The organism is Cytophagia bacterium CHB2 (assembly GCA_030263535.1).
Lineage (GTDB): Bacteria > Zhuqueibacterota > Zhuqueibacteria > Zhuqueibacterales > Zhuqueibacteraceae > Coneutiohabitans.
This window is the reverse complement of sequence record SZPB01000447.1, coordinates 1-4,584: the sequence shown is the minus strand read 5'-3', so window position 1 is coordinate 4,584 and position 4,584 is coordinate 1. Positions and strand designations below refer to the sequence as shown.

General features: G+C 52.3%; 7 protein-coding genes. All 7 read right to left on the bottom strand.

What is annotated here, in order from left to right; translation table 11 throughout:
- A partial coding sequence (locus FBQ85_26945) for a DNA gyrase subunit A (GenBank protein MDL1878772.1) occupies nucleotides 1–467 on the bottom strand: 467 nt, incomplete at its 3' end.
- A gap of 44 nt (nucleotides 468–511) precedes the next feature.
- On the bottom strand, nucleotides 512–775 hold the full coding sequence (locus FBQ85_26940) for a hypothetical protein (protein ID MDL1878771.1): 264 nt from the start codon (nucleotides 773–775) through the stop codon (nucleotides 512–514).
- A 405-nt stretch (nucleotides 776–1,180) separates the two neighbouring features.
- Nucleotides 1,181–1,396, bottom strand: a complete 216-nt coding sequence (locus FBQ85_26935) for a hypothetical protein (GenBank protein ID MDL1878770.1) — start codon at nucleotides 1,394–1,396, stop codon at nucleotides 1,181–1,183.
- Nucleotides 1,397–1,405: 9 nt separating this feature from the next.
- A complete protein-coding gene (locus tag FBQ85_26930; GenBank protein ID MDL1878769.1) occupies nucleotides 1,406–1,771 on the bottom strand; it encodes a glyoxalase in 366 nt (121 codons plus the stop codon).
- Between the two features lie 31 nt (nucleotides 1,772–1,802).
- Nucleotides 1,803–2,156, bottom strand: a complete 354-nt coding sequence (locus FBQ85_26925; protein MDL1878768.1) for a DUF2442 domain-containing protein — start codon at nucleotides 2,154–2,156, stop codon at nucleotides 1,803–1,805.
- A 49-nt stretch (nucleotides 2,157–2,205) separates the two neighbouring features.
- Entirely contained in the window at nucleotides 2,206–4,200 is a 1,995-nt protein-coding gene (gyrB, locus tag FBQ85_26920; protein MDL1878767.1) for a DNA topoisomerase (ATP-hydrolyzing) subunit B, read from the bottom strand.
- 221 nt (nucleotides 4,201–4,421) lie between these two features.
- The coding region (locus FBQ85_26915; GenBank protein ID MDL1878766.1) for a DUF721 domain-containing protein at nucleotides 4,422–4,584 on the bottom strand (163 nt) is incomplete at its 5' end.

Here is a 4,584-nt window from a genome sequence, read left to right as displayed (position 1 = left end):
GGCTCTTTGAGCGTGTCGTCGAAATTGGTGTTCCAGGCCACTGTGTCTTTTTCGAGATCGCGCAGCACTTCTTCGGCAATGTGCGTGAGGCGGACTTCGGTGTAACGCATGGCCGCCGGCGAGTCGCCGTCCACCGAGCCGAAGTTGCCTTGGCCGTCCACCAGCGGATAGCGCAGCGAGAAATCCTGCGCCATGCGCACGATGGTGTCATAAACCGCCAAATCGCCGTGCGGGTGATATTTACCCAGCACTTCGCCAACCACGCGCGCGGACTTTTTGTAAGCCGCATTCGGGCGCAGGCTCAACTCGTGCATGCCGTAAAGCACACGGCGATGCACGGGCTTCAAACCGTCCCGCACATCGGGCAGCGCACGCGCCACGATGACGGACATGGAATAATCGAGATAAGAATCCTTGATCTCTTCCTCGAGATAAACTGGGATGATTTTGTCGCGTTTGAGGTCCATAGTTCCTTGATGATGATTAGATTTTTATACATCCGATTACCTGTTCACTGAACTGCAACCATATACTCCGTAAAAGCAGAGCGGCGCGCTTTCGCACGCTTGGCCGTCTCAATCAGCTCCCGTACCGTGAGTATAAGCTCGTCCGTCGTTTCAGGGATATAAGAAGCCTCGCCATCAACCGGACATACCCAGGCATAAACATTGGGAACGCGGACCGAGATGCCTTCATCATTGTACTCGAAGGCCGTCGGCCGCCATTCTTTGGGAAGGTGATGTTGGCCGCAAACTGGGGTCGGTTTGGTTGACAAGGTAATTTCCTGCTCTCACACGTTCTTGAATTGTTGCGATATCCATGCGCAACTCGCTGAATGATGCTCAACTGAAAAATCGTTCCATTACTCGGCACACGACGATGCACCGGTTTCGCATCGTTGAACAGCGCGCGCCACGACGACGGACATGGAATAATCGAGATAAACCGGGATGATTTTGTCGCGTTTGATGTCCATAGATGTTTCGGTAGGTGATGGTTATGAGTTTTCCAAATTGGTAGCGTTGAACAAAATCAAATATTCTTGCCCTACGCTGCTTTCTTAAATTCTTCTATTAGGTCCTTCAATACAATCACATGTAAAGTATTCTCTGCACCGAAACCATAACTGTTAGGAAAGATTAGTTTGTGCGTAGACCCGTGGAAAGCTGTTTCAGTAAGTTCAACTTTTTTCGCGTTGAGCAAACTCAAGAACTCTTTGAAGTCGAGCGGTAGCCGCAGTTCCATAATTTATCCGGCGTAAAAGCTCAAGGTGTTGCAGGCGCTCGGCCGGCGTGCGTGAGCGCCAGTAGGACTTTTCATCAGACTCTTCGGTCAATGAGGCAACGGCGAGGGCAGTGCGATCGACTTTGAGAGAGGACAAGGGATTGGTATTCATTTCGTCAATCTATTCCTTCTTTTGAATCATCCCCACTGGATTGCCTTCGGGATCGGTGATCATCGCAAAGGTCAAATCCGGCGTGGTTATGATTGGAATGCGCACCGTCGCGCCCAGTTCCTGCGCTTGCGCCAGCGCAGCAGGAAGATCATCGACTTCGACATAGAAAACCAGCTCGGCCTTGCCTTCCGGCTCGTGGCGAATGCCGCCGGTCACACTCGCGCTCTTGGCTATGGTATCGATTTGGCCGTAGGGAAATCCGGGGCCGACGATGCGCCGCACGATCGACCAACCAAACAACCGGGAATAGAAATCTTCCAGCTTTTCGCCGTCTTGCCCGGCAATTTCAATGTGAACGATGGGGTTGATCATCATTGGGGCCGGCCATCAGTATCACACAGCTACTTTAAAGCGCCATGCTATTTTTTTCATGTATTGCCGTTTCATTTGCCTCGTTGACGCCATCCAACAACGGCTCCGGCCAGGAACGAGCCATCGTGATCATGGCTTCGCCCACTTTATCCCAATCATGAAGCGTCGTGGGGTCGAAATCAGCGCCGTTAGGCCATACCAGCGTGCCGGTTTCGCGATCAAGGCGAACTTGATTAAAAAATTCCAGGCTGCGGAGCGGACCATATAATTCACCGCGCAACATGGGTCTAAAATCGATGCTTCTTACGCTATGGTCATTAAAACAGATTTGAAGCGGATACGGTGCTATCACTTTAAAAGCCGTCACAGAATAAATTTCATGAAACATAAAAACCTGGATAGTTCAGGCATTGGCCTCGGCGAATTAACAAGTCCCCTCACACATCCAAATTCCTCACATACTTCGCATTCTCCTCGATGAACTTCCGGCGCGGCTCGACTTTGTCGCCCATCAGCGTCGAAAACAGCACGTCGGCCTGATAGGCCTCTTCGATGGTGACCAGCTTCATGGCGCGCTGCTCGGGATCCATGGTGGTTTTCCACAATTGTTCGGGATTCATTTCACCGAGGCCCTTGTAGCGCTGCACGTTGACGTTATCCTTGTTGTCGAAGCGTTTCAGCGCCGCATCTTTCTCGTCGTCGTCATAGCAATAGAATTCTTCCTTGCCTTTCCAGATGCGGTAAAGCGGCGGCTGCGCGATGTAGATTCGGCTCTGCTCGATGAGTTGTTTCATATAGCGGAAGAAAAACGTGAGCAGCAGCGTGCGAATGTGCGAGCCGTCAACGTCGGCGTCAGTCATGATGATGACGCGGCCGTAGCGCAGCCGTTCTGGGTCAAAATCGTCGCTGCCGATGCCGGTGCCCAGCGCTGTGACCAGCGTGCGAATTTCTTCATTTGAAAGAATCTTGTCGAGGCGCGCTTTTTCGACGTTTAGAATTTTGCCTTTGATCGGCAGAATCGCCTGAAAACGCCGGTCGCGGCCTTGCTTCGCCGAGCCGCCGGCGGAATCGCCTTCGACAATGTAAATTTCACAATGCTCGGGGTCGGTAATCGAGCAATCCGCGAGTTTGCCGGGCAGGCCGCCGCCGTCGAGCGCGGATTTGCGCCGGGTCAGCTCGCGCGCCTTGCGTGCCGCCTCGCGCGATTGCGCCGCCAGCTTGCCTTTCTCGACAATCTTGCGCGCCACCGAGGGATTTTCTTCGAAGAACGCCGCCAAGCCCTCATTGCAAAACGATTCGACGATGCCGCGAATATCGCTATTACCCAGCTTGGTCTTGGTTTGCCCTTCGAATTGCGGCTCTGTGACTTTGATACTGACCACGGCGGTCAAACCTTCACGCACATCATCGCCGGTGATTTGAAAGTTATCTTTATCTTTGAGCAGATTGTTTTTGGTCGCATAGGTGTTGATCGTTTTGGTCAACGCCGCCTTGAAGCCGACCATGTGCGTGCCGCCTTCGATGGTGTGAATGTTGTTGACGTAGGTGAAAATGTTCTCGTTATAGCCGTCGTTGTATTGCAGCGCGACTTCGATGGGAACGCCTTCGCGCTCGCCTTCGAGATAGATCGGCTTGTTCATGATCGGCTCGCGCGCTTCATCAATATATTTTACGAATTCGGAGATACCGCCCTTGAACTGAAACTTATGCGATCTCCCGGTGTTTTCGTCGCTGATCGACAGGCGAAGGTTCTTGTTCAAGAACGCCAGCTCGCGCACACGTTCCGCGAGAATATCGAACGTAAATTTGCGCTTGCCGAAAATCTCGGGATCCGGCGAAAAAATCACCTTCGTGCCCGTGGTTTTGCGCTTGCCAACGATTTTGACGTCGGCCACCGGATTGCCGCGCTCGTATTTTTGGTAATACAAATTGCCGTCGCGCGCAACATACGCTTCGAGCCACTCTGACAGCGCATTAACAACGGAAACACCCACGCCGTGCAAACCGCCGGAAACTTTATAAGATTTTTTATCGAACTTGCCGCCGGCGTGCAACACAGTCATGACGACTTCCAGCGCGGACTTTTTCATGTCTTTGTGCGTATCCACCGGGATGCCGCGGCCGTTATCTTCCACCGTAACGCTGCCGTCCTTGTTCATGGTAACATCGATGGTGTCGCAATAGCCGGCCAGTGCTTCATCCACGGAATTGTCGATCACCTCATAAACAAGATGGTGCAGGCCTTTCACGGAAGTATCGCCGATGTACATCGCGGGCCGCATTCTCACCGCCTCCAGGCCCTTGAGCACGGTAATGGCATCAGAGGTATACTTTTCACCGCTGGCTTTTGCCAGCGCTTCCAGATCTTGCGGGGCGCCGTTGCCTTTTTCCTGTTTCTCGTCCTGGTATTCCAGCACTTCAGCTTTTTTCATGTTTTTTTCCTGAATTGGTTTCGTCTTGTTGTCCTTTGACTTCAACGCGAGCTTGGCTTCGGCCGCCTTGGTCGCTTTGTCATTCGCAGGCGCCGTAGAAGCGGCGAGCGGCGCGGCCGATTTTGCCCGGGGAGGATTCGCTTGAGCCTTCGCTTTGCCGTTACTCGCTTTTGTGATTTTTGCCGACTTTTGCTTGGTTTTGGTGGGCATCTATAACCTCGTCATACTAATTGGATATCATGAATGAGATTTTGTCCTAATTTTTTGTTAATCTTTACGATAATATCCGGTTTCATGTAATACAGCTCGTTGCGCCAAATGCTGTTCGCCACTTCAACGTACAGGCGGCCGTCTTGCACATCTTTTGCGGTGGCCACTTTCGCG

What these genes read in the sequence shown, in the direction of transcription:
- FBQ85_26935 (MDL1878770.1), bottom strand. Translation starts at nt 1,396, where the DNA reads ATGAATACCAATCCCTTGTCCTCTCTCAAAGTCGATCGCACTGCCCTC.
- FBQ85_26930 (MDL1878769.1), bottom strand. Translation starts at nt 1,771, where the DNA reads ATGATGATCAACCCCATCGTTCACATTGAAATTGCCGGGCAAGACGGC.
- FBQ85_26925 (MDL1878768.1), bottom strand. Translation starts at nt 2,156, where the DNA reads ATGTTTCATGAAATTTATTCTGTGACGGCTTTTAAAGTGATAGCACCG.
- gyrB (MDL1878767.1), bottom strand. Translation starts at nt 4,200, where the DNA reads ATGAAAAAAGCTGAAGTGCTGGAATACCAGGACGAGAAACAGGAAAAA.